The 25448-nt window shown below is 60.8% G+C and carries 18 protein-coding genes; 2 read left to right on the plus strand and 16 right to left on the minus strand.

Annotated features, from left to right (window positions below):
* Position 1 precedes the first annotated feature (1 nt).
* The 8 genes from PPGU16_RS20310 to PPGU16_RS20345 all read right to left on the minus strand — a co-directional run bounded on the left by PPGU16_RS20310 (position 2) and on the right by PPGU16_RS20345 (position 9373).
* On the minus strand, positions 2–1369 hold the full coding sequence (locus tag PPGU16_RS20310; protein WP_180724568.1) for a toll/interleukin-1 receptor domain-containing protein: 1368 nt from the start codon (positions 1367–1369) through the stop codon (positions 2–4).
* 327 nt (positions 1370–1696) lie between these two features.
* Complete coding sequence (locus PPGU16_RS20315) at positions 1697–2284, minus strand: BPSL1445 family SYLF domain-containing lipoprotein (RefSeq protein WP_180724569.1); 588 nt, start codon at positions 2282–2284, stop codon at positions 1697–1699.
* A 112-nt stretch (positions 2285–2396) separates the two neighbouring features.
* Entirely contained in the window at positions 2397–3080 is a 684-nt protein-coding gene (locus PPGU16_RS20320) for a VIT1/CCC1 transporter family protein (RefSeq protein WP_238269318.1), read from the minus strand.
* A 71-nt stretch (positions 3081–3151) separates the two neighbouring features.
* A complete protein-coding gene (locus PPGU16_RS20325) occupies positions 3152–4330 on the minus strand; it encodes a monovalent cation:proton antiporter-2 (CPA2) family protein (protein ID WP_180725151.1) in 1179 nt (392 codons plus the stop codon).
* A 185-nt stretch (positions 4331–4515) separates the two neighbouring features.
* Positions 4516–5529 carry a DUF2955 domain-containing protein gene (locus PPGU16_RS20330; RefSeq protein WP_180724570.1) on the minus strand — a complete coding sequence of 338 codons (1014 nt, stop codon included), beginning with the start codon at positions 5527–5529 and terminating at the stop codon, positions 4516–4518.
* A 5-nt stretch (positions 5530–5534) separates the two neighbouring features.
* Positions 5535–6656 carry an HlyD family secretion protein gene (locus tag PPGU16_RS20335; RefSeq protein ID WP_180724571.1) on the minus strand — a complete coding sequence of 374 codons (1122 nt, stop codon included), beginning with the start codon at positions 6654–6656 and terminating at the stop codon, positions 5535–5537.
* Positions 6653–8218, minus strand: coding sequence for a TolC family protein (locus tag PPGU16_RS20340; RefSeq protein WP_180724572.1), 1566 nt, complete (start codon positions 8216–8218; stop codon positions 6653–6655). The genes PPGU16_RS20335 and PPGU16_RS20340 overlap by 4 nt, the downstream gene beginning before the upstream one ends.
* Before the next feature lie 51 nt (positions 8219–8269).
* Positions 8270–9373: an AI-2E family transporter gene (locus PPGU16_RS20345; protein ID WP_180724573.1), complete on the minus strand. Its 1104-nt coding sequence runs from the start codon at positions 9371–9373 to the stop codon at positions 8270–8272.
* Between the two features lie 685 nt (positions 9374–10058).
* Between PPGU16_RS20345 and PPGU16_RS42695 the strand changes: the two genes are divergently transcribed.
* Positions 10059–10316: a hypothetical protein gene (locus PPGU16_RS42695; RefSeq protein ID WP_243460660.1), complete on the plus strand. Its 258-nt coding sequence runs from the start codon at positions 10059–10061 to the stop codon at positions 10314–10316.
* 2031 nt (positions 10317–12347) lie between these two features.
* On the opposite strand, the gene PPGU16_RS20350 is transcribed toward PPGU16_RS42695, so the two are convergent.
* The 4 genes from PPGU16_RS20350 to PPGU16_RS20365 all read right to left on the minus strand — a co-directional run bounded on the left by PPGU16_RS20350 (position 12348) and on the right by PPGU16_RS20365 (position 17778).
* Positions 12348–14114, minus strand: coding sequence for an MOSC and FAD-binding oxidoreductase domain-containing protein (locus tag PPGU16_RS20350; protein WP_180724574.1), 1767 nt, complete (start codon positions 14112–14114; stop codon positions 12348–12350).
* A gap of 83 nt (positions 14115–14197) precedes the next feature.
* The gene (locus PPGU16_RS20355; protein ID WP_180724575.1) at positions 14198–15136 is read right to left on the minus strand and encodes an aldo/keto reductase; all 939 of its coding nucleotides are present in this window, start codon (positions 15134–15136) and stop codon (positions 14198–14200) included.
* A gap of 272 nt (positions 15137–15408) precedes the next feature.
* A complete protein-coding gene (locus PPGU16_RS20360) occupies positions 15409–16536 on the minus strand; it encodes a YbdK family carboxylate-amine ligase (RefSeq protein ID WP_180724576.1) in 1128 nt (375 codons plus the stop codon).
* 321 nt (positions 16537–16857) lie between these two features.
* Positions 16858–17778, minus strand: coding sequence for a helix-turn-helix transcriptional regulator (locus tag PPGU16_RS20365; RefSeq protein ID WP_180724577.1), 921 nt, complete (start codon positions 17776–17778; stop codon positions 16858–16860).
* Between the two features lie 257 nt (positions 17779–18035).
* Between PPGU16_RS20365 and PPGU16_RS20370 the strand changes: the two genes are divergently transcribed.
* Positions 18036–19106 carry an SDR family oxidoreductase gene (locus PPGU16_RS20370; protein WP_180724578.1) on the plus strand — a complete coding sequence of 357 codons (1071 nt, stop codon included), beginning with the start codon at positions 18036–18038 and terminating at the stop codon, positions 19104–19106.
* Positions 19107–19162: 56 nt separating this feature from the next.
* Here the strand turns inward: PPGU16_RS20370 and PPGU16_RS20375 are convergent, their stop codons facing one another.
* From PPGU16_RS20375 to PPGU16_RS20390, 4 genes are all read right to left on the minus strand, one after another.
* Positions 19163–21499, minus strand: a complete 2337-nt coding sequence (locus PPGU16_RS20375) for a mechanosensitive ion channel family protein (RefSeq protein ID WP_180724579.1) — start codon at positions 21497–21499, stop codon at positions 19163–19165.
* Between the two features lie 128 nt (positions 21500–21627).
* Positions 21628–22575 (minus strand): hypothetical protein, encoded by a 948-nt coding sequence (locus PPGU16_RS20380; RefSeq protein ID WP_434064431.1) that lies wholly within the window; start codon positions 22573–22575, stop codon positions 21628–21630.
* A 329-nt stretch (positions 22576–22904) separates the two neighbouring features.
* Complete coding sequence (locus PPGU16_RS20385) at positions 22905–23714, minus strand: MipA/OmpV family protein (protein WP_180724581.1); 810 nt, start codon at positions 23712–23714, stop codon at positions 22905–22907.
* Positions 23715–23751: 37 nt separating this feature from the next.
* The gene (locus PPGU16_RS20390; protein ID WP_243460645.1) at positions 23752–25029 is read right to left on the minus strand and encodes a BamA/TamA family outer membrane protein; all 1278 of its coding nucleotides are present in this window, start codon (positions 25027–25029) and stop codon (positions 23752–23754) included.
* Between the last annotated feature and the right edge of the window lie 419 nt (positions 25030–25448).

Consider the following 25448-nt stretch of genomic DNA (forward strand, 5'->3'; position numbering starts at 1 on the left):
GTCAGCTCCGCCGTGCGCGGCTGGAGATTTGCCGGTAGAGATCGCGCACGTGCGCGACGAACCGCTCGTCAGTGCGCGCGCCCGGCAGCGTCATCCATTGGGCTGAGCGAAAGCGGTCGGGGAGCCAGTCGCCGTACGTCGGCGTGTCGTCGATCACCACCGGGACGAGGAAGGGTTCGTCGGGCGCCATGCCGCGAGCGCGCTCGTCGGCGGCCATCCACTCGCGCCAGAAATAGTCGCGCCGCCGGCCAGGGTCGTGCGTGGCGCGCGAAATCACGGGCATGAACAGGCTGCTGGTGTCCACGCCACGCCGGATGTTGCGCTCCCAATCATCGCCGCCCCGAAGCTCACTTCGATCGAACCATACGTCGATGCCTGCAGCATCGAGTTCTCGAGCGAGACCTTGCACGGCGTCTGTATCCTGGCTCGAATAGCTGATGAACACTGCGCCCTCTACAGCGCGCTGCGCGACGGGCGTCGATGGCACTTTCGCAACGCCCGCGGGATGACGCTGGACCCAACGCGTGCGCAACTCGGCGCAAAAAACGGTCGGCTCCAGCGAGACGACCCGGGTTGCCGGGCTGAAGTCGGCGAGAAAGGCTTTCAACGCCGGATCGCGCGCAGCCATCGGATCGACCAGGTATTCCACCGTTTCGCGACGTGACGAGAGCCGTTCGTTCTTGGCAGCGCGCAGGAAAAAACGCGCGAGCCAGTCCGGCAGCCGGCAACCGAGCAGCAGCAGATGGTCGTCGCGCAATGCATCGAACAGCAGCTTCGGCCGGCGCGCGTCGTCCTGCAACGCATGAAGGAACTCCAGGCGATCCTCGTCGCAGATCACCCAATCGGGCGCTGACGACTGGCGGCCGAGCAGATGGAACACGGTTGGCGAGGTCAGGCGCCCGCGCGGGAGCGGCAGATCGGCGGGCCGATTCGGAGAGAAGGTCACGACGTCAGTGCGCGCTTCCCCGCCGTGACGGACGAGATCGATTGCGCGGGTCAGCAGGCCGTCGAACGACAGCGTCACGAACAGATCGAACGGGCACACCGCGGCGAGATCCAGCAACGCTTGCGGCGGCTCGATCTCCAGATCTCTCACGACCTGCGAGGTGCGAACGTACAGGTCTTCCTTGCGCGCGCGCGGCTGCAGCAGGTAACGGCTGACGACGTCGTCGAGCCGCGGCGGATCGTCGAGTCCGGTCAGGCCGATGCGGAGCTTTTCGGCCAGCCGGGTGGCGACGAGCGCATCGAATCCCAGCGATCGACCGTCCTGACTGACGGGCAGCAGCCCGTCGTCCACCACTGCAATGACCCGCCCTTCGTCGATGTAGTCGAGCAGGTCACTCCAGAAGAATTCGTCGAGTTCTTCCACGACATTCGCTCCTGGAAATGTGAACTCCCCTGTTCATTCGACGGGTGCAGGTAGCCAACCGGCGCTCTCCCGACTGATACAAAACGATTGGATAACGCCTTTTGTAAAGAGATGCTGGTTAGTGGAGCAGTGACGTTCGCGTTCGCCACGGGTTTGTCTGAACACACGGCTTCAGATCGACGATAGAACATCGGTTGGCGCAGCGACAGGCCGCGAGGTGGGACAGCGCACACTTGGCGGTGCAAATATCTTGCAGGAAAAGCGGCACGCGATGCGACACTGTCCCCTCTATCGACGTTCGCCATCGAAACCCAGCAGGCTTCGTCATCAGATTTTCAGGCGCGAAACTTTAGTGCCTGACAGCGACACGTCCCCCATCAGACCGGCATTGGTCAGCACGATCGCTTCGACGGGCGCGGTGGCCGTCGTCGTATCGATCTCTCCGTTCGCGCCGACCTTCAACAGCGCGACCGACCCTTCGCCACCAACCGACCAGCCTTTGGAATTGCGAAAGCTGTTGAGCGCCTCGTGCGTCATGAACAGAAAAATGACGGCCTTCGATTGTGCGCCTGCCTGCAAACCGAACGAGCCCGACACCGTGCTGTAGTACCCAGACGTCTTCCCGCCTACGTGCAATGCGCCTTCGCCATATTCGCCGCCCGCGATGAAGCCGACCTTCAGCACGGATGGGAACACGAGAACGCCGTTCGCCTTGCCGACGAGTTCCTTCGATCCTTTGACCGTCTCGTACAGGCGCGACAAGGTCGCGTGGACCTTGGTGTCGATTTCATGCCGTTTCGCTGTGTTGGACTCGGCGGCGAGGACGTCGCTCAGTGTCACCGTGAAACCTGCCAGCGTCAGGCCCGAAACAGCGAGTGCAGCGCTACCCGTCTTTATAAACTTTCTTCTGAGCATGGTTACCTCCATCGTGGTTCACGGTCAAACCGTGTTGCTGCATTGGTCTAAAGAAAGTACTCCACCGAAAGCTTCAGGGAGGTGTTCGCCCTGCGGTAGCCGATACGCCTAATCAACCTCCTAAAGCGATGATGATCGCAAGCAGTGCGACGCCAATTCCGGACATGGCAAGACCGTACGCCCACGGTCTTCCACCCGTGTAGCGACCGAGCGCAAACCCGCCGATGAAGAGCGTGATAACGGCGAGTGCGTTCGAGACGCGCAACGCCAGCACGACTTTCGAAATGAACATGAACGGAACCACGACCGGGAAAGTCGCGAGGACGACCAGCGCGAATATGCCGAATGCGGCGGCATAGTCTTTCCCCTCGAGCCGGACAGCCGGCACGCGTACGGTAAGCAGCCCCTGGCGCAGTGCATCGAGCACCGCAGGCTGGACGATGGCCGCGTAAAGTTGCGGGAGCGCATCGGCAATCAGGCGATGCGATTCGGGCTTGTCTTGTGTCGCCCGGAGCCGCGCCAGCAACGTGACCTTCCTGCGTCGCTCAGTGGCTGTGCGTATCAGATACATGACGGCATCGACGAGCCCCCACGCGAGGTTGCACCCGAGCGCGGTGAACGTCATCGTCCGGACTTCCTGGCTGCCGGCGGTCGCAACGCTAAGGGCGCCTGTGAACGACAGCGCCATCAGCACACCAAAGACGATCTCGCAGACTCTGTCGATCGGCTCAATCAAGGGTTCGCGTTCATTTGACATGTTAGCGGCACTCCTCGTGGTCTTGCCGGATTCAATCAAGGCAGAAGAGATTCGTCGCGATCGACGGCCCCGGGTAATCCGCGATCCGGCTTCGCAATGGATGCGCTCGACTACCCTTCTCCAACCTCACGACTGGCAAACGGCTGCAAGAGCCGGCGATGCACGAGCAACAGTAAAGGCGTCGCGACCATCGAGAGCGCAACGACCAGCGTAACAAGGGACGACTGACGCTGATCGATCACCCCCGCGGCCAGCGAAGCGGCCATCACCACGAACGCGAACTCGCCGCCTTGTGACAGCAGAATCGCGAAATAGCTGCGTTGCGAAGGCGGCACGCCAAACCGGTTCGCAAGCAGCCACTGTGCAATCGACTTGATACCGACCAGTGCCACGACGAGTACCGCGACACGTACCGGCTCGCGCATCAACACACCGAAATCGATCGACGTCCCCACTGCAATGAAAAACAGACCGAGCAACAATCCCTTGAAGGGCGCCATGTCGATTTCGACCTGGTGGCGAAAGTCCGAGTCCGCAAGCAGTACACCCGCGACAAAGGCGCCCAGAGACATCGACAGATGAACGCTTTCCATGAGCAATGCGATGCCTACGATCCAGAGCAGTGCAAACGCGGTGAAAATCTCGGGAACGCCAATGCTGGTAATCAAACGCAGCACGACATGCAACAGATAACGGCCGACAAGCGCGATCGCACCCAACATGGCCAGCGCTTTCAGGGCGACGAGCCAACCCGGTTCCTCTGCGGGAGTGGGCACCGTCGGCCCAAGCAACGGCAGCAGAGCAATCAGCGGGATCGCTGCCATGTCCTGAAACAGCAGAATGCCGAACCCGGCACGGCCCGTCGGCTCATCCATCAACTTGCGCTCCTGAAGTTCGGACATCACCATTGCCGTCGATGACAGCGACAGCGCAAGGCCGCCCGCCAACGCGATGCGCCAGGGCAGCCCCAACACCAGGAAAATCCCCGACAACGCCGCGGCACAGACGGTCATCTGCATGGTGCCGTAGCCAAAGATAGTACGGCGCATCGCCCATAATGCGTCGACCCGCATTTCCAGTCCGATCACGAACATCATCAACACGATGCCCAATTCGGAAAAATGGAGGATCGCGTCGATGTCGGTCACCAGCTTCAATCCCCACGGGCCGATCACGATGCCGGCCACCAGATAGCCAAGTACGGCGCCAAAGCCGAGGCGGACTGCCAGCGGCACGGCAATCAGCGCCGCCGCAAGGAAGATGACTACGTCGATCAGCAACTTCGTCATCTGGTGTTCTCCTGAACAGACCGTCGACAGGGTTCCAGGCAACGCATTGGGGGCGGGCTGCGGAACCGCGTCGCCGACCAGCAAAGACGCTTTGCTTTCAGTTTATTCACTGCATGGCGCCGGTGATATTGGACCTTGGTCCAATCGGAAATCACGCTTCTCATCAGTCGCGCCGTCGCGCTATGTCAGTGTGCACGGCTGTAGTGGTCGAAGAGCTGAAGCGTCAGACACGCGTAGAGCGTCACAGCGAGAAAGAGCCCCATGCGTACGGCGAATGCGCTGTAGACGTCCTTGCCTGCCACGCTATCCTGCACCGACTGGCCGAGCAGGATGATCATCGTGACGAGGCTGTTCAGCCAGAATCCCGGCGAGTAACGCGTCGGGCTGATGCGATACAGTTTGCGTCCCACCAGCAGACCGAACAGCAGCATCCAAAGAAAGAACATCCACAGGTCCACGAAGAGCCTGAGTGCGAACCAGAACGCGACCGCGAGCAGGCCGCCTAGCAGCGTGGAGCCGATGAGATCGCGCGCCGCACTGCGGGCCGACGTGGTGCAACTCTGTCGGCCGAGGCTGACGGACTTCATGATGATCGGCATGTAGCTCGCCGGGTCGGTCATCGCGAGCAGGTAGACCGGCATCACTACGAGCGCGGCGCGCAGCGCAACGCGTACGGCCAGGCCGTTCGGCATGACGGGCGCCGCACGCTGGGGCTGCGCACTCAAGGGCTCAGGAAGCAGCCGGTGGACCAAAGCCGATACCACCACGGCAAGCATGAGCCCCTTCACCAGTGCGCCAACGACCGTCGCGGCCAACTGGAAGTCGGCGGTACCCGCTGCGGAGATCATCGTCAGTCCCGCCACCAGAAAGGTGGCGACCAGATTGTTCCCGCCGCGCAATCCGTAGCGAAAGGCCAGAAACAGCATGAGACCCGTGATCATCACGCCAGCGAACGCGTAATGACGAAGCAGCGGAACGAGTAGCAAGCCACTGCCCGTGGTCAATGCGACGACCAGTGCGAACGAGATGCCTGCCCTGAACGACAGTGGCCGGTTTTGCGTCGCGAGCAGAAAGACGGCGAACACCGGCCCGACCACGGGAATCGGCAGGTCCAGCCCGAAACTGACCGCGAGGCAGAGTGCCGTCCCTGTGGCAACGCGCAGCGTGCGGCGACCGAGGATCTGGAGGGTGATTGCCATCGACGTCAGTAGAGGTAGGAGACCCAGCTCATCACGCGCAGAAACACGCGACCCAGCGGATTGAGCGGATTGCCCTGACTTGGAAACGCCATCACCTCGGCCTGTCCGCCGACGCGGATGTCGTGCAGACGCGCGCGCTCATTCGGGTCGAACTCGACGATGACCGGAAAGCGCTGGGCGGGACGCAACCAGTCGCGGCTGTTCTGCACGGTAGGCAGACCGCCGGGTGGCGTGCTCTGCCCCGCGCTCACGCCATAACCGATACTGCGGACGCGCCCTTCGAAGACTTCGCCCGGCAGTGCGTCCAGTGCAATAGCCACGGGCGTGTCGGGCCGGAGGTGGCCCAGGTTGTTCTCGGTCATATCGGCGCTGATCCACACGGTGCCGATTGCGATCAGTGTCATCACCGGATTGCCTGCCGCCGCGAACTGACCGACCTCGGCGCGAAGATCCGTGATGACGCCACCTGTGCGGGCCGTAATACGCGCGTTGGCCAGATCGAGTTCGGCCTTCTGGACAGCAGCCGCCGCGCTGCGCAATTGCGCGTTCTCCGCGTCGTGACCGCCCTGCTGCTCACGCGCACGCTCCACTTCGGCACGCGCTGCGGCAACCTGGCTTTCGGCCTGCTCGTGCGTCGCGCGGGCCACCTCGAGACGTCGAAGCGAGACCGTGCCTTCGTCTTCGCGGTACAGCCGTTCCAGGCGCTCGCTGTCCTGGCGCGCCTTGACCTCGTTTGCGATCGCCGCTCGCAGCGACGCGAGCGCCGAATCGATGCCGGCCGTGCTGGCGCCGACCTGTCGGCGCGTGGACTCGAGGTCGGCCCGTGCGCGATCGGCGGAAATACGGTATTGCTCGCTGTCGATTTCGAACAGCACGTCACCCGCGTTGACCTCCTGGTTGTTGTGCACGAGGACGCGCGTCACCCGTCCCGATACTTCCGCGGCGACGGGGACGACATAGGCCTGCACACGCGCCTGTTGCGTGTAGGGCGTGAAGCGATCGGCGAGCAAATACCAGATCAGGCTCACGACGATCAGGCCGACGACCCACTTCACCGCCCTCCCCGACGGATCGGCGTCGGGAGACGGTGCCGGTGCGGCTTTGGAGGACTCGGGCGTGTCGCTCATTGGGACGGACCTGAGGACGGACCTGAGGACGGACCTGAGGACGGAACGGCGGCAGCGGGCGGCGTGCCCGGCTCGTTCAGCAGATCGCCCCAGTTGGTGCGCTCCTGCATCTGCGCGCGGGTCGCCGCGTCGACGGTCGGCTGCTCCGTGTACCAGCCCCCGCCGAGCGCCTTGTACAACGCGATCAGACTGCCCACGGCATTGCTGCGGTTGACGATATACGCGTCCTGCTGTGCGAACAGCGCGCGCTGCGCATCGAGCACGCGCTGAAAGTCCGAATACCCTTCGCGATAGATCGTATTGGCGAGCGTGAGCGAGCGCCGCGCGGCCCCTTGAGCGTCGTTCAGAATGGTGTCCCGCTGCAATGCGGAGATCAGCGCGGTCGCGGCATCATCCGCTTCACGCGCGGCTTCGCGCACGGTGTTCTGATAGGCGACCGTCAACTGTTGCAGCCGGACGTCCTGCACGCGCACGTTGTTGATGATCCGGCCATGATCGAACACGTTCCACGTGACGCTCGGGCCGGCTACCACGGCCAGCGTATTCGGTGAGCCGGTGAGCGAACTCGCGCTCCAGACGAGCGAGCCCACCAGCGACACGGATGGGTACAGATCGGCTTTCGCCACACCGATCTGCGCCGACTGTGCGGCCATCTGATACTCGGCAGCACGAACGTCGGGGCGGCGCAATAGCAGATCGGCGGGCACGTCCTGCAGCACGGCATGGTCGACGAGCGGGATCACGCCTTCCTTGCCGGGCTGCACGTCGAGTTCCGGCAGCGGCCCGGGCGGTCGCCCCGTCAGTACGGACAGCGCATGACGCGCGAGAATGCTCTGGCTCTCGAGTTCGGGGATGCTGCTCAGCGTGCCCAGATACTGCGTTTTGGCCTGCTGGAAGTCGAGCTCATCCGTCTCGCCGCTCTTGAAGAGCTTTTGCGCGATGTCGTAACTGCGCTTCTGCAAGCGGGCGTTGTCCCGCGCGATGCGCAGACGCGCCTCGGCCGTGCGCAGCGTGAAATAGGTATCGGCAACCTGCGCATGCAACAGGACCAACGCGGCATCGCGGTTGGCTTGCGCGGCAAAGAACGCGGCGTCGGCCGACTCGATTGCGCGGCTGAAACGCCCCCAGAAGTCGAGTTCCCAGCCGATGCTGAAGCCCGTGCCGTATTGCCAGTAGGCACCCGAGCGCGGGTTGAAGCCATCCGAGTTCTTGCGCGCCGCGTAAAGCACGTCGGCGTTGACCTGCTGCACCTGGGGATAGCGTCCCGCCAGCGCGATACCGAGCTGCGCGCGGGCCTCGATCACGCGCAGGCCGGCAATCTTCAGATCGCCGTTGTTTGCATCGGCTTGCGCGATCAGATGCTCGAGGTTCTCGTCGCCGAAAATCTGCCACCACTGACGCGCATCGGGTTGCGCTGCCTGCTGCGTGACCTGCCCGATCGATGCGCTGCTCCAGTGCTCGCTCCACGCCTCATGCTGCGGATGAAAGTCCGGGCCCACGCGCATGCACCCGTTCAGGAGGCCCGAGAGGCTCCCGATCAGCAACACGGTGCGAAGCGGCATCGCCGCCCCGCATGGGAGCATTGAAGGCGACACAGCGCGGTCTCTGGAGACTCAGGGTTGTTCGGGTGTCTGGCACTGCGCGGATGCCGGCTGGTCTTTCACCCATCGCCAGAACAGCTGGTAACCCACCGCGAGCATGACGGGACCAATGAACAGCCCGATCACGCCGCCCGTCACCATGCCCCCGATCGCACCGATCAGCACCACGGGCATCGGCACCGCGACGCCACGGCCCAGCAACAGCGGTTTGAGCACGTTATCGGCCAGACCGGCAACGAAAACGTAGACGGAGAATGCCACCGTCGCCGTGCTCACCCCCTGCGTCACAATCACGAAAATGATGACGGGTACTGTAATCAGCGTTGCGGGTAACTGCATGATGCCGATCAGCAGCACGGCAAGCGCGAGCAGGCCCGCGCCGGGAATACCCATGACGATGAACGCGATGCCGATGAGCAGCATCTGGATAAACGCAATACCGACCACGCCCTGCGCCACGGCCCGAATGGTGGACGTGCATAAATCGGCAATCTGCTGGCCGTTTTCGGGACCCGAGATGCGCGAGGCAATCTGCACTGAACTCTGGTAGCCCTTCTCTCCATGCGCCATGAAAATGCCCGCGACGATCAGCGCAATGAAAAAGACCAGCAGTCCCGCACCCAGACCCGTGACCGTGCCGAGAATTGCGAGCCCGGCTTCCTTGAGTTGCGGTGCGAACTTCTGCGCGAGTCCAGTGAGATCGGTCGAAGCCTGCGTCCAGAAGCCATAAACCCGCTCGCCTATTAGCGGCCACGCGGCGACGGATTGATCAGGTGGCGGAATCTGGAAGCTGCCGCTCCTGAAAACGGCCATCGCCCGCTCGATCGAATTGGCCACCGCGACGCCCAGCAAGTAGGTCGGCACGAGAATTATCACGAATGCGCAGAGGATGATCACCGTGGCGATCAGGCCATCCTTGCCGGCGAGCGAACGCCGAAGCCTGACCTGCAGCGGATACAGCGTGATGGCAAGGATCAATGCCCAAACCATGAGGTTGAGGAACGGGACAAAGATCCGGAAACAGAAGATGGCCAGAACGGCGACGAGTCCGGCGCGGATCAGTACATCGAGCAATTGCCGGGACAGCACCCGTTGGGTATCCGGTGTGAGCAGCATGACTATCCTCCCGGCAGGTCACCCTGATCATTTGCCGGCGACAAATCAGGGCGAGCCCAAATCGGCATCACCGGCATGGCAGGGAGAAACGCGCACTGATATTGACGTAAATGCCACTGTTGAAGCTGGTATGCAGAGGCCTCGTATCTTGTCGCGAACGTGCGCCAGTTCCATTCACATTCGGCCGCGAACGCGTAACACCTTGCGAATGCAAAGCACTTTCCCTGACTCATGCCGTGATGGGCGGCTTTAGTCGCAGCATCTTCCGATTTCTTGTGGTCGTAGATCTTTTTGCTAACCGCGCCCCCGCTTGAATTCAGAAACCGTTGGACTCGCGTCCAGATTCTCTTCAGGCCATATTCATGATTTGCATGACACACGCCCTATGACCCGCAGGTAGAGAATTTCAGCCTATACACGCCGAACAAAAGTTTGTATTGGACTTTGGTCCAATGACGGGTCGGGCGGCGGGAAAACTGTTCTGCCCGGGAAGAAGAAGCATTGCATTTGTGGTTGTAGGTGCGTTACCGTGCAAGTCATCTTCTCGATCTGAATTGACACACGTGACACCGCGAACGCACGGTGACGACGAGACCGAGTGTCCATTGATCGCGGAAGCAAAGGCGACCATATCACGACAGGCGTGACATCGCGCCTGAGCCATCACGCCCAGGGAGACTGCATCATGTTCTTACGGAATAGACGGTGCGCGGTGACTTTCGCCGCAATCTTGCTGGCAGTCTCTGCCGGGAATTCGATGGCAACCGAACAGGCTCAGCAACGTCGCGCTGGACGTGATGTTCGACAGGAAACACGCCAGGGCTCCCGCCACACAAAACGGGATTGCCGGGCTGCCAACCAGCAATCCAACTCGCAATGCAGGCAGGATAAACGTGAAACCAAGCAACACGGCCGGCAGACAGCTCGCGACATCAAGTATTGAATGTGATTGACTTTGCGACAATTCACCGACATTAGCGCCTAGTCATTTATCGCGTTACAGGAATGGCAGCGATCCTAGCCGGATCAACATTTGATAAGGCCGTTCCGGGCCCACCGCATGAGCTGCGTTCACGTGCGTGATCTTTGGAGAATCAGCTTCCGACTGCGAAGTGACAGCCGAAACGCTGCCGGGCTCGAGAATGCTCGACGATTGGTAAAGACAGATCCACTCTTGCACGCCTGGATTCGACATGTCAGTTTCGAGCATCCAGTTCACCCCGCACTGCAGACAACGATATCTGCACACTTCGAGCGGGCTGCGACGTAGCGGACGCAGCCTTGTCGAACAGCGTGCTTTCTCCAATTGCGGATGGGGAACAGGAGTAGCGCTCTGTAGCATTCCGTCGCATGCGTCGCAAAACATGGCAGTCAGGATCGCAGAAGAGTGTGGAACACACTATAGCACTGGGTATCGCGAGATCGAGTGAAGGATGGACCCATGCTGACCGCTCGCTGCATTTCAGATGGCAGGCGTACAGTTGGAGACGTCGGCGCATTGCATTGCAATGCGCCGGATCCTGGTCGGTTCACCCATGACGATTCGCCTGACCCGTCAGACGTGTCCCCTGCTCCTATCTCACGGAGTTCGACAATCAATTAATTAAATACGGGCTCCGCACGTGGTGCTCATGGGGTACGACGCGCTCTTTCTCGCGATAGCAACTCCTGCTTCAACATGAGTGCCTCGCTATTGTCGTGCTGCAACGACAGCGCCCAAAAAACGCCCGAGCGTGCCATATGCAGGTCGTTTTTCTCGAGACCGGCGTGTGCCCGCGCAAGTGCCAGAGCCATCAGCCTCTGATTCTTGTCGCCCTCTCTCGGCGAGGACACCGATTGAGATGGCTGAGGTGTCGCAGTGGACGGCGGGGGCGGTGCGGACACGGCCTCCGACGCAGGCGTGGGTCCCGCTGTCACCGTCGGGCTTTGCGCCCCCGCTGGATTTTGCGCCGGGCCGGGCGCGATTGTCGGCGCGTTAGCGGCCGGCGCCTGTCTGGCCTGACCCGTGCCATTTGGCGTGACGCTACCTTGCACCGTGTTCGACGCCGCTGCCTGTTCCCCATCAGAGGAATCATCATGCCGGTGCAACAACACCACTGCTCCGCAGAGCACGACTAATGCCGCCAGCGCGGCGGCTCCAACTTTCACACGCCAGTTTCGGGAACCGCCACGCAATAGCGAAGGCGAACGCGTGTCGCCATAGGGGTCAGCCCCGGCCAGGCGTGTCGGCCGAACCGGCTGGCTGCGACCCTCGGGCGCAACCTTGGGCCGTGCCGCAGTTGCACTCGCCGTTCTGGATGCCGTTGGAGCATCGGGCTTCTTCACCGAGGCGCTTTCGCTGGACGCGAGCTTCGCAGGCGCTCCGCAATGTGGACAAAAATTAACTGGCTCGAATAACTTACCGCCGCAACGCGCACACGTGGTCAAAAAAACCGGGCGACGAGCGGCTTGCGCGTCCATCGTCAAAATGTTCCCCCGTAAAAATGTAGCTGCGCCATTCGATGCGAACGATAACGCTGTCGCATATAGATAAGACGAATCGGAATGGCGCGGGGCAGATTGGCCAATATCCGTCAGCGGCGCGCCAGCGTCAACCCGCCATGCCGAATTACGCAAGCGTGCATCGGTCATAGTTTAGGCACCTGCCGCAAATCGAAGTCTGGTCCGTTTGTGGGGTCAAGGTGCTTTTCTGCGGGCGCCACCGTGCGCCGCGGTCGCGTTTGTCATTTCCGATCACGCGTGGACGACTCAAAACGACGATAGATCGCGCCTCCTCGAAGCCCAGTGGCTTGCTCCGATTTCTCACGTCAGATAAACGCTTGATCGTGTCGCCGTCGAAGCGTCGTCGTGTTTCGACACGGCATATGATTAGGAATCCGTTTTAATGGTCATGACATGCCGACGGCGGCCTTGGCACCAACACCAAAAAGCCGATCACCCTCTTCGGTAAGCAATGAGCACGCGACGATCAAAACTACAAATCCACCACGACATCTCCGACGGGCCGCGCGCAGCAAATCAGCACATTGCCATCGGCAGGCTTGTCGAGCGGCTCCGGCGCATAGGCGACCGCCCCTGAAACAAGCCCACTCTCGCAGTTGTGACATATTCCCGACCGGCATGACCACCGGACGGGCACATCGCAGGCTTCGGCCAGTTCAAGAATGCTTTGATAAGAAAGCGCATTCCAGTGCGTGGCGATGCCACTGCGCGCGAACGACACCAGCGGCCCTTCCGTAGACGCGGCTACCGGCAAATGCGGAGCCCGTACCGACGTGTCCGTCATACCGGGATTCAGCGATTCGACGCCGCCGAAGCGCTCCATATGAAGCCGTGAACCCGGAACACCCATGCCTTCTCCCAGCGTTCGCTTCATGTCCTGCATGAACGATGTGGGTCCGCACAGATAGACATCGGCATCCGCGGGAAGGCCGACCTTTTCCAACATCGTTTGCGACACACGCCCCGTGTCGTCGAAATCGACGCCGATACGATCGCCCGCCGCTGGCGCGCTGTAGCAAACGTAGCTGCGTCCGTGCTCGAGCATGCTAAGCAGGTGGCCAGATTCGGCGCTGAGCGGATGATGCTTGCCATCACGGGCCGCATGAATCCAGAGTACCTGCCGCTCCACCCCTGCCGCCGACAGTGCGTTCAGCATCGAGAGAACCGGCGTCACGCCGATTCCCGCACTGAGCAACACGACGGGATTCGTTCCTTCCTTGAGGATGAAGTCCCCGCGTGGCGCGCTGACATCGAGCGTATCTCCAACCCGAACCCGACCGCCGAGATAGGTGCCGGCCACACCGTCCGGTTCGACTTTCACGCTGATGCGATATCGGCCTGTCGATGGCGCGCCCGAGAGCGAATAGCTCCGAAAGAACGGCGCATCGTCAGCGCTCTGTCTCAATCGCAACACGACATATTGCCCCGGACGAGCCTGCTGAAGCGGCAGTCCGTCCGTCGCCTCGAAGACGAACGAAAGAACGTCGGCTGACTCTGTTTGGATTGCGACGACCGTGAGTGGTCGAAAGCCGGGCGCAACCGCATTCGACGCCGCAGCAGGTGCAAGCCCCGCGTTGCCGCTAGTCGCGCCCGCCTCGATGCTGCCGAGTAATGTGTTGAACGACCTCCGCCATCCCGGCGACAGCGCATCGATACACAATGCGCGCTCCAGTCGGTCGCGTGGATGGTCAGGCGAATACAGCAGCGCATTGATCTCTTCGACGGTCATCTGCTCCTTCGCACTTCGCAGCTTGATGATTTCGTCGCCCGCACCGACGTCGCCTTCCTGCAGGACGCGCAAATAGAACCCCGGGCGTCCGCTGGATGTCAGCAAAGCCGGCATACGCGGCTCATCCATGCGAATGCCAAGGCGATAGCAGGTCACGCGCGGCTGAGTGACTTCGAAAATTGCATGACCGATCTGGTAGACATCGCCGATGCAGACCTCACGGTCCGGCATCCCATCTATCGTGAAGTTCTCGCTGAACTGTCCAAAGCCGAACGCTTTCCTGTTCAGCGACGCCTCCCAGTGTCGATACGAGTCGATCTGATAGGCCAGCACGGCGCGTTGTTCTCCGCCATGACCGCCAAGGTCTCCTTGACCGTCACCTTCAAGGCCCAGTCGCCGCGCGACACAACGCCCTTGCACCGGAAGCTTCCAGATTCCCGTATGCACGGTCCGCCCATTCCATTCGATGTCGCGCGGGAGGCCAACATTCACCGATAGCAGTCGAGCCATGTCACTCACACCTCTATACGATTTCCGGCAGAGCGCGTCCTTGCCGCGATGCGCGCTTGGTCAACTACGGCAATACACGGCGCTCATTTGCGTGACGGAATGAATCCTGGCGTGCCCGTCTTCACGACTTCGTTGTATCGACGCCGGGTCTGAATCTGATCGATCGCCTCGAACGCGTCTGCCGGGAGCGCGGCAATACTGAAGTTTTCCCGCGCGCGAGCGGCTGTCTTTGGCGTGGTCAGCATCGCCGTGCCGCGTTGCACCGCCCAGGCAAGTAGGACCTGGGCCGGTGTTTTCTCGACACGCGCAGCGATCGCTGCGACGACGGGATCATCGAGCGGGCCCGGCCTTATTCCATGTCCCAGCGGAGCAAACGCCAAAAACACGATCCCGTTGCCGTTGCAGAACTCGAGAAGCTCCGTTTCAGGAAGATACGGATGGGCTTCGACCTGCACCGCCGCCGGTTTGATTCGTGCCACCTCATATAGAGGTTGCAGATCGCTCAACGTAATGTCGGACAGTCCGATTGCGCGGCATTTCCCGCCATCGACGAGCGCTTCCATCGCGCGCCATGTGTCGAGCAACGTCACGCCGTCGTCGTAGATCACGTCGCCATTCTGATCGCGTGGGTCCTGATCGTCTCCGGGCTGGAATGCAAAGGGCGTGTGTATCAGGTACAGATCCAGATAGTCGATTCCAAGCTTCTTGCAGCTTGCTTCGAAAGCCTGCGGGACGCGCTCGGGCCGATGGTTCGAGTTCCAGAGCTTGGTCGTAACGAAGACCTCTTCGCGAGCGATCCCATTCGCTGCGAGCCCCTTCTGCAAGGCCTCGCCTACCTCGCTCTCGTTTCTATATCGCTCCGCGCAATCGAAGTGTCGAAACCCTTCTGTCAGAGCATCGTAGACAGCCGTTCGGGTCGTGGCCGGATCGGGGATGAGCGTACCGAACCCGATGGCGGGCATCGCACCAGGCCCGTGTTTCAGCGGGATTTTTCGCAGCTGGAAATCTGTCGGCGCATCCATAGTGCTACCTCCGCACCCTCGCAGGCGCAAAGCAGCCCGTCAATTCGCGTGCGTACGCGACAACGTGCAGGTACAACGGGGATATCGGCTCGCGACTGTCGACGACACCACTTCTTCCGAAAGCAATCGCGAACCATTGCATGCCGACTACCATATCCGCTATCCGTTACGGATGCAGCGGACGTGCCGTCCGTTCCGTTGGCGACACGGCTTCGACTGTCACTCCAATCGCATGCATGGAAAGGAAAACAACGGTCTGCAAAATCCAGCGTCTATCCCGGCATCTGCGCGCCACGCCAAACCTGGCATTGCTGACGGGCAACCTCATGCAACGAATTGTGTACGCCGTAGATACGGCGCAACCACATGGCGTCGCTGACGCCGTCGGTCACCGTGCGCTTGATGATATCGAGGCCCTCCTCCGCGCCCAGAATGCGCGCATGCTCGGCGATCGCTTCCAGCGTGAGGAGTATGTCGCCCCGAATCGGACTGCGATGCCCACTCTCCGGATTCACGCATAGACCATCGAGCCCATAGCGGCAGGCCATGAACCGGTTCGCCCGATACACTTCGTAATCACGCTCACTGAGATGCAATGGCTTATCGACCAGCAGATAACGCGCAACGGCCTGGATATAAGCCGCGATCGCGGCGGCCCATTCGACGCGCAGCGGCGTGTCCATGACACGTATCTCAATCGTGCCGTATCCCGGGCTTGGACGTATGTCCCAGTAGAAATCCTTCAGGCTATTGACGAGGCCCGTCTTCGCCATGCGCTCGAAATACTCTTCGAACGCCGACCACGTCGTCACGAACGGCGCTCGCCCCGACAAAGGAAAGGGAGCAACCGAATTGAGCCGGGCGCACTGGAACTTCGTGTCGCTCCCTTGTACGTAAGGCGACGAAGCCGCCAAAGCAATGAAGTGCGGAACGTAACGCGAAAGCGAATGCAAAAGAACGAGCGCCGAATCAGGATCGGGACAGCCCACATGCACGTGCTGGCCAAAGATGGTGAATTGCTGGTATAGCGCGCCATACAGCCCCATCAGATATTCGGAGCGCTCGCGTCCGTCGGAACGCTGGTCGTACCAGTTCTGGAAGAAGTTGGTGCCGCCGCCGCAGACTCCGACATTCAGAAAGTCGGCGGCCCGAACCAGGGTGTCGCGAAGCCCCTGCAATTCGCTGCGTGCCTGGTCGAAGTTTTGGCATATCCCCGTCGACAGCTCGATCATCCCTTCCGTCGTCTCCGGCTTGATCGCGCCCGCAAAGGTCTGTTCGCTCACCCGATTCAGCAACTCCGTCGCCGCCTTCGTCAGGTTGTAATCATGGGTGTTGACGACCTGAACCTCGAGTTCGACGCCCATCGTGAACGGATCAGATGATGCAAATGGCTGCAGCATGGGATGCCCTCTCGCACATCGATGCTCACGCCGAGCCCTGACGTACGAGCCGGCGCTGCCGCATCTGGTCGGATAAGCGTTGAGGTAAGCATTGCCGATCTGCAATACCTACCTCAACCGAACTGTCATACGTCGATCGGAAACGAGGCCGAACGGGGTATTTTCATAATACGCGTCCTGGCTGTTCCAATTGCGTCCTCTCGATGTTCTACGCCGAAAAGCGTGCACGCATTTCGTGCATGAAGCGGTAGCACGGCGTCGTGACTGGGACGTGGCATCTCGCATGGCGCGGCCCAGGGTTTATACCAGCGCCTGGTGTCGTCAACGGCTTCGACCGCTTTTCGACACTCGCGCTTTTCGAAATGTGTCCAGTACCGTCGCGGCCTCGAATTGCGTTGTCGCCGCGAGATCGATTTTCATCAGCGCCTCGATGCGCAGCGCGGTGTCCGTCGACGGCGCCGGCGTGTAGACCATGATGCGTATCCCCGGCGCATCGGGCACTTCCAGCGACAGTGCATCCAGTTCCAGTACGCCGGCGACCGGATGTTGGATCACCTTGCGCCAGTCGCTGCGCTTGAGCACTTCATGCTCCGCCCACCAGCGGCAGAAGTCAGCGTCCGTTTCGCTCAGTTCTTCGACGAGATCGCGTAAAAACACCTCGCCCGAAGGCCGAAGAATGTAGTCGCCGCGAAACTGCGCCAGCACGCATTTCGCATAGGCGTCCCAGCCCTGAAAGAGCGCACGCGCGCCGTCCTGCTGGAACGTGAACCACAGCAGATTGCAGCGGCCTACGGGCATCGTGCGGAAATCGGCGAACACGCGCACGGCTGCCTCGTTCCATGTCACATAGTTCCAGTTGCCGTCGATGACATACGCCGGCATGTTGCCAAGCTGATCGAGCATGCGTCGAACGGTGTCCGTCACGTTTTGCGCAATGGGATACGGGCCAGGCGGTGTGTAGTGATTGGCCAGCTCGAACAGATGCGCACGCTCATGCGCAGACAGCTTCAACGCATTGGCAAGACTTTCGATGGTCTTGAACGACACATTCACTTCCCTGCCCTGTTCGAGCCACGCATACCAGGTCACGCTGATGCCGGCGCGTTCGGCCACTTCTTCGCGCCGCAGGCCCGGTGTCTTGCGGCGGCTGCCGCTCGGAAAGTCGATGTCCTCAGGTCGAAGACGTGCGCGGCGCGTTCTCAGAAAATCGGCCAGTTCGTTCAGGCGTTGCTGCTTCTCCATGTCCAGCCTCCTTCTGCTTTCCCTGTTACTGCCATTACTAGTAATAGCAATTGCTTGATGCGCTCCGTCAACCATGCCACATTGGCGCCGTCGGGAAGCACGCTGTGTCCAGCGTCGAAACGCCAGATTATAGAACCCGCTACTCTTGCATGCAGTGGCCCACAGGACGTTCGACAGCGTGCAGACGCATCCGCCGACTAAGCGTGGATCCACAGATTCCCCCTGCAAACACAGATACTTTTCGATATTGACGCGATATGGACAAACGGGCTCTCATCATCGGCGCGACGGGCATCGTCGGCGGTAATCTCGCGCAACATTTACTCGCATCCGGAGGCTGGAACGTCACGGGTCTCTCGCGCGGCCGCACGGCAGCGCCCGATGGAATCGAAGCCGTCACCGCCGATCTGACTTCCGCGAAATCCATTGCCGATGCGCTGCAAGAGCAGCATTTCAGCCACGTGTTCTTTACCGCATGGTCGCGACAGGCAACCGAGCGCGAGAACATCGAAGTGAACGGCGCAATGGTCCGTCACGTGCTGGACGCGCTCGGCCCGTCCGGCACACTCGAACACGCTGCGCTGGTCACAGGGCTCAAGCACTACCTCGGGCCGTTCGAAGCGTATGCGCAAGGCAGTGTCCCGCTCACACCGTTTCGCGAGGAACAGGGCCGCCAGCCCGTCGACAATTTCTACTACGAGCAGGAAGACCGGCTGTTCGAAGCAGCGCATCGATATGACTTCAGCTGGAGCGTGCATCGGCCGCATACGATCATTGGCTTCGCGCTCGGCAATGCGATGAACATGGGCGTCACGCTCGCCGTGTACGCGACGCTGTGCAAGGAGACGGGGCAGCCGTTCGTGTTTCCCGGTTCGGCCGCGCAATGGAACAGCCTCACGGATATGACCGACGCGAGCCTGCTCGCGCGGCATCTCGAATGGGCATCCACGTCGCCCAACGCGCGCAACGAGGACTTCAACGTCGTCAATGGCGACGTGTTCCGGTGGAAATGGATGTGGTCGCAGCTTGCGCAGTATTTCGGCATCGAGCCCGCGCCCTTCGACGGTGAGACGCGTCCGCTCGAACATCGCATGCAGGAAGCGAGCAGACAATGGTCGGAAATTGCGGGCCGTTATCAGTTGAAGGAAAGCAGCATCGACAGGCTCGTGTCGTGGTGGCATACGGATGCCGATCTCGGTCGTCCAATGGAAGTTCTGACTGACATGAGCAAAAGCCGTCGAGCCGGCTTCCTCGATTACCAGAGCACACCGGATGCGTTCTTCGCACTGTTCGACAGGTTGAAGCAGGAACGGATCATTCCCGCGTAGATACCTTCTGCAGAAAGCAGCTGCGCGCCGCTATTCAATGCCGGCTTCGGGCGAGATCACACGCTGCGCTCCTTCTGTGATGCGTGCAGCTGCATCTGCGGCACCGGGATCTCGATGCCAGCCCGGTCCATCACGAGCTTGAGCCGTGCATTGAAAGCACGCGCCACGCTCCATTGCTTTAGCGGCCGGGTCTTGATCTGCCCTTTTACGACGATCCAGTTGGGGTCGAACCGGTCGAGCCCCCACACTTCGATGGGACCGAGTATCTCGTCGCGAAAGCGGGAATCTTCAATCAGCTCGGCCCCGACTTCCGCGATCATCCGTGTGACCTGATCGATGTCCGCCGAGAACGGCAGCCTGACTTCGAAGACGGCATTGGCGAAGTCACGCGAAAGATTCTTGACGATCTTGATCTGCGAGAACGGGATCGTGTGAACCGCGCCTTGTCCGTCGCGCAACCGGACTGTGCGGATCGTCAGGTCCATCACGGTCCCGGCGTGGCCGCCGTCGACGTCGATCCAGTCGCCTACCGAGATCGTCTCCTCGACAATGATGAACAGTCCCGTAATCAGATCCGTGACCAGCGACTTCGCACCGAAGCCGACAGCCAGACCGATCACACCGGCGCCTGCCAGCAGAGGCGTCAGGTTGATCCCAAGACTCGCGGCGCCGACGATGGCCGCCAGGCTCGCAACCGTCACGAATGTCGCGTTGCGCAGCAGCGGCAACATCGTGCGTGCTCGCACGCCCGGATTGAGTGTCTTGTTGCGCGAACTGCTCGGGCCCAATGTTTCGAGAATGACGGTATCGATGAGAATCCATACCAACCACGCGCCAAACACCGTCGCGATAACGGCGACTAGCGCATGTCTGAAGCCAGGCGTCATTGCGTTGTGTCGGATCAACCGGGCGATCGGACCACTCCACAGCACCAGTTCGAAACGTATGTACGCGAGCCACATCGCAAGCAGGAACAACATGATGGCGAAGCGCAACAGTCGCATCAGGTGCGGCGCACGGCGCTGCACGCGCGAATCCTTACGACGCGTCAGATGCAGCAGCAACGCCGACACGAACAACGTGAGAACAAGAAACAGCGCACTGAGAAGAGACGGTTGCAAGACGTTCCCCTCTTCACCACGCCCGTCGATGATCGCGACGACGGAGGCGATCGCGATCAGCAGGATCGGGATATGCCACAGTGAAGCGAGAATATCGAGCGCTTCCGTGGCGAACTTGTGATCGCGCCTGCGCGAATACGCGCGGTTGCGTATCAGGTGCGTGACGGGCCGGCGGTAAGCGAGCGCAAAGTAGCCGATCAGAATGCCCGCCGCCATGTTTGCGAAGCTCGACACGAGCCCGGCCAGATTCGCGCCGAGCAGGCGTATCACTTCAGGATTAGCCGTTGCGTCGCCAAGCGCGCCACAGGCTCCGATTGCAAACAGCGGCCAAAGGCCCCGCGCCAGCAACTGCTGGACGGCGACGCGCCGATGAGCCGTGCCGAACACGGAGAACGCGATCATGCAGATCGCCGAGAAGACCGATCCCACGACGATCGCATAGGCAATCACCAGCCCGAGGGTTCGTCCGAGTGCATCGGGCATTGCCTGCACGAACAGCAGCACCGCCACGAACGCGACGATCCAGGGCCCGGTCTGCCGCAAAGCGAAGCTCAACAGGTCGACCGACGTCGGATTCGGCGCGAGTGCAACATGCCAGCCATAATGCGCACCGACGCGTCGCTGCACATAGGCCAGCAAGCCTGCGCAACCGCCCCATCCCGCCAGCGTCACAGCCATGCCGATCAGAACCGCGGCGAATGATTCTCCGCGTGAACCTGTGAGAACCGTTCGCAGTTCGCCGGCTGCCGCGTTGAAACGGGTCGCCCAGAAATGCAGCGGCGTGCGGCCTTCGTTCAGGTTGCTCTCGACGGATGCAAGGCCGGATGCGATCGCGCCGAGCAGATCGCCTTTGGCTGGCGCAGGCGCTGCGGGCGCAACATGCTGGTTGGCGTCTCGCAGCCCTTTCAGTTGGGTGACGAGCGCAGTGCGTTGGGTGTCGTTGTCGAGTGTATCGATCAAGGTGTCCAGCGAACGCGCGAGCTCAGCCTCGCTGGCGGCGGAAGATGCGGATTGCGATGCCGGAACGGGCGATGCCGCTCCCGTCGCGGTGTTGACGATTCCTTGCAGCGTGGCGGGCAGAGGCGCGCCATGCGCGGCAATGATGCAAGCGCCGAGCGCGATCAGGATGCAGGCAACTGCCCGCCATGTGCGGAAGAATGGCATGATCCTCCCCGCGCCAGCGCCTGATGCGCCTACGCGAACTGATACGCCAGCGTGTTCGCTGGCGAAGCGCTGAACACGAATGATCGGACGCCGCGTGAACGCGTCCATGGAGAACGCTTCCGGACGGTCCTCCATTTGAGGATATGGCGGCCTGGAAACTTATTAATCTAGGCGCTCTATCCCAAGGACGTTATTGGACTTTAGTCTCATGTCAGATATGGGTTGCGCCGATGCACTTAAAAGCTCACAGCAAACCCGAACGACACGCCGTGCACATTGTGTCCAAAGACGTATCTCACGAGGGCGCGCGTGCGCGTGATGACGATCGGATATTTGCTGCTGTCGAGTTCGAGTCCAACGCCCAATGACGTGAGATCGTTGAAACCGAGTACCCCGGCGCTGTCGCCAAAGTAGTGCGAGTAAGCCAGTTCCAGCACATAGCGGATCGGGCGGTCGAGTGCGTGCCAGCCGGTCGGCGCGCGCCAGCGCGTCCACAGGCTCACTTGCTGCGCCATCGCCGAACCCTGAACGGCATCCGACGTGCTGCCGAAGCTGCGCAGGTAAATGTCCGTCGCGCGCAATTCAGCGTCGATCTCATAGGTTTCGCGGTAGTGTTCGAGGTCGAGCACGAGCGAGCCGCCATAGCCATATGCATCCAGCGATCCATTCTGCAGGAACTGGAGATTGCGGTCGGTCACATGGTTGACGACCGACTGCCCGATCTTCAGATCGCTCGATACGCGTCCAATCGTACCGTTGAGAATCGGACGGAATACCAGTTCATTGGTGATCCGGAAGTCCCAGCCGATCCCGACCGTGGTGCTGAAGGTGTTCCATCGGGTTGGCAATTCACGCTGCTGGGCACCGTCCGTGGCGAGGAACGTCGGGTCGTAGCGGCTATAGGCGAGCGTGCCCTCTACGTACAACGGAAAGGACCTGCTGAGCGTAAACCCGCCCCCCAGTTGTGACTGACCGAAACCAGGATTTCCGGAAGTACCGTTGTTGATCGAAAGCGAACTGGTCGTGACATCCGGGACCGTCGTGTAGCTCATCACCGCGAGCACTGCGTCGGCGTGCTGCTTCACGTTGCCGCCGATCACCGTGCGGTTCGACAGCTGTTGATCCGGTGTTTGCTGGGCGCGTGCCGGAAGCGGCAGCAAGACGAGGATCAGGCACGCGCTCATCGCGAGGCATAGCGTGCAACGCGGCCGTGGCCGGCGGAAAATGGCCGTCTCCAGGGTGCCTTGGCGATCGTCTTCGAGACTGCAAGCTGACTCAATGGTGCGAAACCGCATCAAGCCCTCCCGTCAATTGACGCGTCAGGTTGCTTTCCTTTGATGGCGACCCGTCTTCGCCTGGCGGCCGCGCGCGGCTCTCGAAACACGCCGGGTTGCTGAAGCCGCGGCTCAATCTCTGTATCGTGGTTGTTCACATCCACTTCGTCAATCCGTCGACATGCGATCCGGCCAACTAATCCTGCCAGATGTTGCTGCCAACCGATGCGAGCAAACACTTAGCGAAAGGCGTACGCGATGCCGACTCCATAGGTCAGCTGGTTCCGCGTGCCCCGCTGCGTGACGATCGGACTCGCGGCTGCGTCCCCGCTGATGCGCTGGTAGTAGATCATGGCGCCCGCATACCAGCTCGGATTGATCTGATAGATAGCGGCAAGCCATCCCGTCACCTGATTCAGTCCTCCGCCTGGCGTATACATGGGCAGTCCGCTTTTGGCGGCGTCCTCTGCCGTGACGCCGTAATAGGTTTCGTTGAAACCTGCGCTCACCCACGTCGCCCCCAGCCCGCCTCCGACGAACATCCGCTGATGTACCGGGAACCACGCGCTGGTGTTCAGCGAGACGCGCGCGCCTGAATAGACCACACCCGCATTCGTGACGACCGTGACCTCTCCTCGCAGGCGATACGGAATATCGCCGACGTGGCTGTATTCGTATCCGACGAAGCCGCCACCTTCCAGCGTCGTGTCCACGCTGTGAACCTGCGAGACCACGGCATCGTCCACATTTCGCCGACCCAGCCGCAATGCCAGAGCTGGGCCCCACTGGAAGCCTGAAAGGTCACCGAAGTTATATTGTGCGTAGGTTCCATACCACTCCAGCAAGTGACCGCCGCTCGTCACATAGCGCATGCCCGGCACGACGCCGACTATCCGGTCCTTGCCACCCGCATACTCCGTCGTCGATCCGATACCGCCTCCAAAAAAATTAGGCAAGGCGTTCGACAAGTCAATCGGGCTGGCTTCTACACTCCGAATCGCAGCACATAAAGCGACCGCACCGAGAATCTCGCCACGCATCGTCTTCATCGGTTTCATCCTCTGATGTGCGGGCGCACCGATTCCGTCACCGCCACCCGCTGCCGACCTGTATGTAGAACGCGTTTTGATCCTTGCTGTGTGCGACGTCGATGCCTACCGCGAGGCCGAGCTTGCGTGCGATCAGATAGCGCACGCCCGCGCCGACGCTCTGTACATTCTGCGATTCAGAAAAGCTGTGCCACCGTCCATATGCCTTGCCCACGCCTGTAAAGCCGAGCAATGACCAGCGGGGTATGAGATCCCATCTCAATTCTATTTCGGCCGTCAAGGCATTCCTGTCCTGGTACCGGCCCTTCTGAACGCCACGCAGATCGACATACGGTTGTGCGTAAAACGGAATGTCACCGGTGGAAAATTTGCTGTCCACGCGCAGGCCGAGTATCAGCGTACGGGTCAACGGTTGCCATGTGTAGCCTCGCGCAGCGTAGACATCGTAGTTTTGCGTGCTGCCGAAAGCCGCCCGGGCGGCCTGCGCCTCGATCTCGAGGAAACTGCCTTCACCCGGGTAGAAAATATTGTCTCGGGAATCATAGTCCACGACGATACTGCCGGCGCCAATGCGCTGATCTTTTTGCACGCTGCCGAGTTCTCCCGGTATTTCGCCAGAACCGAACGTAGACGACGAATCGAAAAAGATATAGCGCAAACCCGCATACCAGCGACTACTGCCGATACGCATGAGCATTTGCTGGATCAAGGCAACGCCCTGGAGCGTATAGGATCTCGGCTGACTGGAAAGGCCAAAGTAGTCGAGATGCGCATCTACTTTGGCGATCGCACCAAGATATCGGTAGCGGTCGTTGTCCCAGGTGTGGAAGTGGCCTGCAGCAGCGGCCCACGTACCGTTCTGGGTGTACAGGCCGCCCAGTACCGTCACGTTGGGCGGCACGCGATCCTTGCTATCGCGCGGCGGAGCGGGCCCGGCGTCGGAAGCCGGATCGGAAAAGAACAATAGTCCAAGTCCAAGGCCGTAGCCGACCGCGGGCTCGGTGATCAGAATGGGTACGGGTAACGCGCCTTTGTGTTTGAGCAGGAAGTCGCTTACGTCGAATTGCCCGTCATCCGGGTCCCTGAAACTGAGAGATTCATCACTTGCGTGCGCGTCAACCGGCGTGAGGGCGATAGCCGAAAAAATCGCCGCGGTCCACGCTGCCCGGAACCACCCGTCATAACGAGGACGCCTTCGTCCTCTCGAACAATTTGCAGGGCAACGGAGAACGTCCGTCCGCATGGTGCGAATCCTGTGCACGCGATGGACATCGCTGCCGGATTCCGGATTCTGACGCACGAACGAAATAAACATGGCATTCGCTACCCGAAACAGGCGTCGCGACCAATGCGAAATGCGAATCCATTGGCCTGATTGTTTCAAAAAAGATGGTTGCGTGAACTCATGTGTAAACGAGAGCAGCGCGCAATAAGCGCGTCGTGTCGACGCGCTTATTGCTTTTCTTCTCTCGATGACTCTAATTGAATGCCGCTCTACGCGCCAACTTCGCGACGGAGTACTTTGCGCGCACTGTCATCGTTTGGACTTGCAGTATTCGATCACACTGCATCGAACTGTACCGATCGTGCGACGAGTACTAATCTAGTGAATGATCAATCATCGGATCGCAGTGCAGCGTCGCGTCAATCTATCAATCAGCGATTTCATCCGCCTGCTCATCCGGCCGCGTGCCTCGAAGCCCTGGATCAATTCGCTGCCTGACGAAGAAACAG

This window comes from Paraburkholderia largidicola (assembly GCF_013426895.1).
GTDB lineage: Bacteria > Pseudomonadota > Gammaproteobacteria > Burkholderiales > Burkholderiaceae > Paraburkholderia > Paraburkholderia largidicola.

What these genes read in the sequence shown, in the direction of transcription:
- PPGU16_RS20340 (WP_180724572.1), bottom strand. Translation starts at nt 8,218, where the DNA reads ATGCCGCTTCGCACCGTGTTGCTGATCGGGAGCCTCTCGGGCCTCCTG.
- PPGU16_RS20345 (WP_180724573.1), bottom strand. Translation starts at nt 9,373, where the DNA reads ATGCTGCTCACACCGGATACCCAACGGGTGCTGTCCCGGCAATTGCTC.
- PPGU16_RS20355 (WP_180724575.1), bottom strand. Translation starts at nt 15,136, where the DNA reads ATGGATGCGCCGACAGATTTCCAGCTGCGAAAAATCCCGCTGAAACAC.
- PPGU16_RS20375 (WP_180724579.1), bottom strand. Translation starts at nt 21,499, where the DNA reads ATGGACGCGTTCACGCGGCGTCCGATCATTCGTGTTCAGCGCTTCGCC.
- PPGU16_RS20365 (WP_180724577.1), bottom strand. Translation starts at nt 17,778, where the DNA reads ATGGAGAAGCAGCAACGCCTGAACGAACTGGCCGATTTTCTGAGAACG.
- PPGU16_RS20370 (WP_180724578.1), top strand. Translation starts at nt 18,036, where the DNA reads ATGGACAAACGGGCTCTCATCATCGGCGCGACGGGCATCGTCGGCGGT.
- PPGU16_RS20390 (WP_243460645.1), bottom strand. Translation starts at nt 25,029, where the DNA reads ATGTTTATTTCGTTCGTGCGTCAGAATCCGGAATCCGGCAGCGATGTC.
- PPGU16_RS20360 (WP_180724576.1), bottom strand. Translation starts at nt 16,536, where the DNA reads ATGCTGCAGCCATTTGCATCATCTGATCCGTTCACGATGGGCGTCGAA.
- PPGU16_RS42695 (WP_243460660.1), top strand. Translation starts at nt 10,059, where the DNA reads ATGTTCTTACGGAATAGACGGTGCGCGGTGACTTTCGCCGCAATCTTG.
- PPGU16_RS20335 (WP_180724571.1), bottom strand. Translation starts at nt 6,656, where the DNA reads ATGAGCGACACGCCCGAGTCCTCCAAAGCCGCACCGGCACCGTCTCCC.
- PPGU16_RS20385 (WP_180724581.1), bottom strand. Translation starts at nt 23,714, where the DNA reads ATGAAGACGATGCGTGGCGAGATTCTCGGTGCGGTCGCTTTATGTGCT.
- PPGU16_RS20330 (WP_180724570.1), bottom strand. Translation starts at nt 5,529, where the DNA reads ATGGCAATCACCCTCCAGATCCTCGGTCGCCGCACGCTGCGCGTTGCC.
- PPGU16_RS20315 (WP_180724569.1), bottom strand. Translation starts at nt 2,284, where the DNA reads ATGCTCAGAAGAAAGTTTATAAAGACGGGTAGCGCTGCACTCGCTGTT.
- PPGU16_RS20350 (WP_180724574.1), bottom strand. Translation starts at nt 14,114, where the DNA reads ATGGCTCGACTGCTATCGGTGAATGTTGGCCTCCCGCGCGACATCGAA.
- PPGU16_RS20380 (WP_434064431.1), bottom strand. Translation starts at nt 22,575, where the DNA reads ATGAGCGCGTGCCTGATCCTCGTCTTGCTGCCGCTTCCGGCACGCGCC.
- PPGU16_RS20325 (WP_180725151.1), bottom strand. Translation starts at nt 4,330, where the DNA reads ATGACGAAGTTGCTGATCGACGTAGTCATCTTCCTTGCGGCGGCGCTG.